8 protein-coding genes are annotated in these 5,419 nt (G+C 35.8%); 6 read left to right on the forward strand and 2 right to left on the reverse strand.

What is annotated here, in order from left to right; all coding sequences use genetic code 11:
- Nucleotides 1–809, reverse strand: an 809-nt coding sequence (locus Q7P05_RS03235) for an SLC13 family permease (protein ID WP_303930417.1), incomplete at its 3' end; no start/stop codon positions are given.
- Nucleotides 810–1,261: 452 nt separating this feature from the next.
- On the opposite strand from Q7P05_RS03235, the gene infC reads away from it, so the two are divergent.
- The 5 genes from infC (at nt 1,262) to Q7P05_RS03260 (ending at nt 3,854) form a co-directional block, all read left to right on the forward strand.
- Nucleotides 1,262–1,780 (forward strand): translation initiation factor IF-3, encoded by a 519-nt coding sequence (infC, locus tag Q7P05_RS03240; protein WP_005386139.1) that lies wholly within the window; start codon nt 1,262–1,264, stop codon nt 1,778–1,780.
- 21 nt (nt 1,781–1,801) lie between these two features.
- The gene (gene rpmI, locus Q7P05_RS03245) at nt 1,802–1,999 is read left to right on the forward strand and encodes a 50S ribosomal protein L35 (RefSeq protein WP_004696338.1); all 198 of its coding nucleotides are present in this window, start codon (nt 1,802–1,804) and stop codon (nt 1,997–1,999) included.
- A 46-nt stretch (nt 2,000–2,045) separates the two neighbouring features.
- Nucleotides 2,046–2,396 (forward strand): 50S ribosomal protein L20, encoded by a 351-nt coding sequence (gene rplT / locus Q7P05_RS03250; RefSeq protein ID WP_005376311.1) that lies wholly within the window; start codon nt 2,046–2,048, stop codon nt 2,394–2,396.
- A 122-nt stretch (nt 2,397–2,518) separates the two neighbouring features.
- The gene (locus tag Q7P05_RS03255) at nt 2,519–3,070 is read left to right on the forward strand and encodes a hypothetical protein (RefSeq protein ID WP_303930420.1); all 552 of its coding nucleotides are present in this window, start codon (nt 2,519–2,521) and stop codon (nt 3,068–3,070) included.
- A 142-nt stretch (nt 3,071–3,212) separates the two neighbouring features.
- Entirely contained in the window at nt 3,213–3,854 is a 642-nt protein-coding gene (locus tag Q7P05_RS03260; RefSeq protein WP_303930423.1) for a DUF4163 domain-containing protein, read from the forward strand.
- A gap of 123 nt (nt 3,855–3,977) precedes the next feature.
- On the opposite strand, the gene Q7P05_RS03265 is transcribed toward Q7P05_RS03260, so the two are convergent.
- A complete protein-coding gene (locus Q7P05_RS03265; protein ID WP_303930425.1) occupies nt 3,978–4,244 on the reverse strand; it encodes a hypothetical protein in 267 nt (88 codons plus the stop codon).
- A gap of 111 nt (nt 4,245–4,355) precedes the next feature.
- Between Q7P05_RS03265 and Q7P05_RS03270 the strand changes: the two genes are divergently transcribed.
- Nucleotides 4,356–5,419 (forward strand): hypothetical protein (locus Q7P05_RS03270; RefSeq protein ID WP_303930427.1); only part of this gene is annotated, 1,064 nt, incomplete at its 3' end.

Here is a 5,419-nt window from a genome sequence, read left to right on the forward strand (position 1 = left end):
CCTACAAGCTCTTTGAACTCAGGCTTAATTAATACTTGTGTTAAGAAGTAGGCGATGATGACCATAATAATAGAGAATGGAGCTGCTGCAGTTAGCCAATCTATCCAACTGATGGATGTATTCATCTGAGTTTGTATAAAGCCTACGGCTACAAGATTTTGTGCAGCAGCCGTTTGGATCATAATATTCCAAAATGTATCGGCCTGTACAGCACCTACCATGAGGAGAGCTGCTACGCGACTTTTACGTTCAATACCTAAGTTTTCAACAATACCGATAATGATTGGTGCTAAGCAGGCAATACGAGCCGTTGCACTTGGAACGAAAAAGGCAAGAATAAGACCTGTAATAATAACACCTAAGTAAATACGACTTACCTTAGTACCAACGCTAGACAATACTAACATGGCAATACGACGATCTAGACCCGTTTTACGCATAGCTACAGAGATAAACATAGCAGCACCTACAAGAATCATGGCTGGTGAAGAATAACCAGAAATGATAAGCTTCAAGGCATTGGCTGTGCCCATCGCCTTAGCAGGTGCTTCGGGATTCGGTGAGAATCCTAATAGTAAAGCGGTAAGTGCAGTAATCATGGTAGCACTTACTGGATAGGAAACAGCTGATGTCATCCACAAGATAATGGCAAAGGCGAGTACACCGATCATACGATGACCACCGGTAGATAATGTTTCTGGTGTAGGTAATAATAAAATGCCACCTAGAACAATGAAAGATAAAATAAGTCCAATATTTTGAGCAGTTGTACGCGCCTTTTGAGGAGGGGCAGTAGTTGTTATACTCATAATAAAACTCCTTTCAATTTGTATCATAACTATTACTGTATAATAATAAATAAGGTAAACTATATAAGCTAGACTATCCTATAAAGTACACTATCCTATAAAGTACACTATATAAGCTAGACTATTCTATAAATATTATTGTATCGTATTTTCTATAGAATTAGCTGTATAATTTATAAGAATATTGTATACATAAAGAGAGAATGGTGTCAGTAAGTATACCTATATACAGAACTTATAATGTCTGTTATACTATAAGAGTTGTAATAACAAATTCATTGTTAAAAGCTCAATATTTTTTGTTGACTTTCACCAGTCGATTTGTTATTATAATTAAGTAATTTATGAAGCAGAGGCCATCCGCCACTCACCTAATACCGAGAAGTATGAGGTTAATATAGAGAACTCTATTCGGATGGTGTTTGCCGTCCGTTTTTTTTATTCTCTTGGAGGTGAACGCTATTAGCAAGGATACACCACGCATTAATGAAGAGATTCGTGCTCGTGAACTTCGTGTCGTAGGTCCTGAAAACGAACAAATCGGCATTATGTCTGGCCGTGAGGCGTTGGCATTGGCTGAAGAAAAGCATCTTGATCTTGTGGAAATTGCACCTAACGCTAAACCACCAGTAGCTCGCATTATGAACTACGGTAAATATCGTTATGAACAACAAAAACGCGAGAAAGAAGCGAAGAAGAAACAAAAAATCGTAACTTTAAAAGAAGTTAAGTTACGTCCACATATTGAAGACCATGACTTTTACGTAAAAATGAAAAACGCATCCAAATTCTTGGGTGAAGGTAACAAAGTAAAAGTAACTATCATGTTCCGCGGTCGTGAACTTTCACATCCAGAACTAGGCATGGCAGTATTGACACGTTTCGCTGAAGAACTCAAAGAAACAGCGTCTATTGAAAAAGCAGCTAAATTAGAAGGTCGTAACATGACCATGATTTTAGTAAGTAAATAATGTTTTGGGAGGATTATAATTATGCCAAAAATTAAAACTCGTCGCGCAGCGGCTAAACGTTTCGCAGTAACTGGTACTGGTGAATTCAAGCGTGCAAAAGCTTTCAAAAGCCACATTCTTGAGAAAAAATCTCCAGCTCGTAAACGTAATTTGCGTAAAGCTACATTGGTTGCAAAAGCTGACCACAAACGCGTAGCTAAATGCTTACCATACGCTTAATCGTTAACTATTAGATCGATATATCGTAATTTAGGAGGAATATACAATGGCAAGAGTGAAAAAGGGCGTTACAGCTCATGCACGTCATAAAAAGATTTTAAAATTAGCTAAAGGTTACCGCGGTACACGTTCCCGTTTGTTCAAAAAAGCTAACGAAACAGTAATGAAAGCGTTGTACTACGCTCGTCGTGACCGTCGTGCGAAAAAACGCGAATTCCGTCAATTGTGGATCGCTCGTATCAACGCAGCGGCTCGCATCAATGGCACAACTTACAGCCGTTTCATCGCTGGTTTGACTAAAGCAGGCGTTGAAGTTAACCGTAAAATGTTGGCTGACTTGGCAGTTAACGATGCAGCAGCATTCGCTAAACTTGTTGAAGTAGCTAAAAACGCTTAATAGCATAACAATACAGACTAAGGACTCTCTTTGGAGGGTCCTTTTTTGTATGGTGAAAGTATGATATATTGAAAATACATATCGTGTTGTGTAAAAGCGGGAGAATAGAGGAGGAGTAGGTAATGGAACAGTTATTTTATCTGTTGATACCTTTAGGACTTTGTTTGTTTTATTTAGGTATTAAATACACGATTCGCTTTGGTAGAGCTAAGATGCTCTATGAAATGCCTTATGTAAATAAAGAAGGAACTTTTACGTTAGAGCGAGCAGGTACTTATGGCCTATGGCTTAGTGGAAAAATGTTTACAAAGGCGCCTATTGGCGAATTTGGTTTTAATGTAGTTGATGAAAAAACGGGAAGGACAATTCCTTTATTTTTATCTATTATGCGCGTCCGAGTTAATGGCATTACTCACTCTAGAATGGAATTATATACCTTTGATGCGGGGCCAGGTACCTATAGACTGTCTGTTACAGAAGATCCCTTTGTACTAGATGCAGTTATGAAAAAAGTAGGCGATAAGGTGATTAAAGGTGCTATTGATTATAATCAATTTAATATACAAATCTACACACATACATCCTTTGTTTTAAGGTTTATATCAATTTGGATGATTGCACTTGGACTTATTATTGCTGTATTAGGCGGAGTTCTTCCTAACACTTTAGTGTGAAATAGTAGATAGTTTTGGCTATTTTATATAATGAATAAATTATCAGAAAAGTGAAATAGTAAAAGAGGGGTTTTATCATAGCTTGTAGAACTAATACAGTAATGAACCTATTTAAAGGTGTTTGTTAAAAGGAGACAGTATTATGGGAATCTTTAAAAAGCTATGTATGACCTCTATGTTAGGTGTTATGTTGGCGGTACCTACGTATGCAACTGTTGTTACAGGTAGCCAATCCGATGTAAACATGGAATTAAAATATCCATTGGTATATACCAATAATATGTTTGCACAAAAAGCGATTAATACAGATATTGCTAACTATGTTTTATATGCTAAATCAATCTATTACGATCAACATGCGTACCAAGTAAAACAAAATTATAAAGTTACCTATGAAGATGCTCAAGTAGTATCTATTTTGTTAACTACCTATTATTATCACGCTGGTAGTGCACATGGTATGTATAACACTAAAGGCTTAGTATATAACAAGATTACGGGCCAACGAATTCCACTATATAACTATGTAAAAATTGCTAATCCGCAACAAATAGAGAGAGGCATTAATTCTGGTATATTGCGCTTCTATAGTGAAGGTCATAAAAAAGCAGACCTACTACCTAACTGGAATGTAGAATACGTTTCTGATAACTACTACTTAAAAGGTAAAGGAGCAATAGGGCTTGTATACCAACCATATGAATTAGGACCATACTCTTATGGGAATACATTCGTTGAATTCTCACGACAAGCAATTGAATACTTTAACCGTATGAACTCTTAATACCAGTGTAGCTTTAAATTGTGTCTTATCAGTACATTGATGCATTAAATAGTATTCTTGTTATAAACTTATAAAAGCCTATAGTACATTTTTGTACTATAGGCTTTTGGTGTATTTACCATATTATCTTTTATATCCGCCACATCCTCTAGCATTAGAATTTTGACCACAATAACTTTGGCTAGTATTGTTACAAACGGTGTTATTATTACAGTTGTATTGTGTGTTTGTATTACAACTGTATTGAGTATCTGCATTACAATTATATTGAGCATTTGTATTGCAATTTACTTGTGATCCATTGCATACATAATCATAAGCAAATCCTGTGGATACTGCAGCAGTCACGGCTAAAAATGTCATGACAATCATACGTTTTGTAAACTTCATATGTATCATCTCCTTGTTTCTATACTTATATTGTACTACTAAATGTCAACTAAAATATGATATTCTATACATATATACTATTTGAGGGAGTATGTGAAAGGATGAGAGTTTATGATGAAACGTGCGTTATTGGCGACACTATGTTTTAGTTTTGTGACATTGGGAAGCCAAGCAATTGATATCAATATACCAGGTGCAGATCCTACAATATCAAAGGATGCATATCAGAACTATCGTAAGACTGATAATGAAGTCCAAAAGACTGAAAATATTATAGCTAATCAGATACGAGATGAATATAACAATAATGAGTCTAAAAAATGGACACTAGATGAGTTATTATACTTTACAAAAGAATTGTATCATTCTACAAAGCAGTCTTCTTCTGTTTTTATTCTTAAGGATAATGGGGCAAATATTAAATTTACTGTACCAGAGAGTAGCCAATTTGGTAAAACTATAAAAGGGGATCCATTAACTACAGAGGTTCAAAAAGGAAATTTCCGCTTAATTGAAGGAAATATACATTATACTATTCGTAAGAATAGTGAAAGCCAGTCTAAGGAAAATTCGTTCTCGTATCCTACTGTTAGAAATGCTACATGGGAGATTGGGCAGACTAAAAGTGGAGCTTTAGAAGGAGCTATTAACTTTGGTGTGAAAGCTGATCCTTCGCTGTCTTATCATATTAGTTATGATTTGATTAAGAAAAAGGAACTGGAACTATTAAAGACACATGATCAGGAGTACGTGTATAAAGAGCTAATGTCACCATTAGTTAATTATGTACTACCTTCAATTGAGCCTGCAAAACAAATACTTTCAAAAACAAAACCGATAACTATTAATGGATTCACGTTCCAAACGTTAAAATCAAGTGATTTAACCTATTATGGCCCTGATAATGATGCCATTTATATTTATGATGGTAAAAGCTATCGTGAAGGTATTATGGTGAGAGAATTAAAACCGGAAGAGTTAGCTAATCGTCATCAAATTAATTATAAATTGATACGATTCTTCATTATGTATAAGCCATATTCTGATTACAAACCAATTCAATATGCTACAGTTTGGAATGATGCTACTCCTGCTATGTATATGGAAGTAGAACGATCTACCACGTCGGCCACTTTGCCGAGGCGCTGCAGGCGCTCTCCGGTGTGCCGCTGGCC

The sequence above is a fragment of the Veillonella dispar genome (genome assembly GCF_937975875.1).
Lineage (GTDB): Bacteria > Bacillota > Negativicutes > Veillonellales > Veillonellaceae > Veillonella > Veillonella dispar_B.

Excerpts from the sequence above, each read along its gene's own strand:
- rpmI (WP_004696338.1), top strand. The coding sequence starts at position 1,802 with ATGCCAAAAATTAAAACTCGTCGCGCAGCGGCTAAACGTTTCGCAGTA.
- rplT (WP_005376311.1), top strand. The coding sequence starts at position 2,046 with ATGGCAAGAGTGAAAAAGGGCGTTACAGCTCATGCACGTCATAAAAAG.
- Q7P05_RS03255 (WP_303930420.1), top strand. The coding sequence starts at position 2,519 with ATGGAACAGTTATTTTATCTGTTGATACCTTTAGGACTTTGTTTGTTT.
- Q7P05_RS03260 (WP_303930423.1), top strand. The coding sequence starts at position 3,213 with ATGGGAATCTTTAAAAAGCTATGTATGACCTCTATGTTAGGTGTTATG.
- Q7P05_RS03265 (WP_303930425.1), bottom strand. The coding sequence starts at position 4,244 with ATGAAGTTTACAAAACGTATGATTGTCATGACATTTTTAGCCGTGACT.